At 59.0% G+C, this 278-nt stretch carries 1 pseudogene; it reads right to left on the bottom strand.

The window, feature by feature from the left end:
* Positions 1–262 (bottom strand): annotated as a pseudogene (locus ACZ267_RS12880) (hypothetical protein); the annotation flags it as partial.
* Between the last annotated feature and the right edge of the window lie 16 nt (positions 263–278).

Raw genomic sequence — 278 nt, 5'->3', positions numbered from 1 at the left:
CTTTGTACACAGCGTCGAAGACCGCCGGACCGTGCTCGAGCGGTCCGCGCACCTCGTACGCCAGCGTGCCGGACATCCCGATCCGAGAGAGCTCGATCTCTATCGAAGCATCTATGCCCTGCACGTCGATCTTCTGGATGCCGAGAAATGCCAATGACCGCAGCGATGTGCCCGTCAGTTCCTCCAGGACAGCCAGCGACTGCGGACCAGCGACCTGAAAGATGAAAATGTCTCGCAACGCTACGTCGACGTTCAGACCCATCGATGGCACTTTGTAC

The sequence above is a fragment of the Staphylococcus sp. AC872 genome (assembly GCF_979255425.1).
The sequence above is the reverse complement of the archived record's forward strand: the minus strand, read 5'-3'. Positions and strand labels throughout refer to the sequence as shown.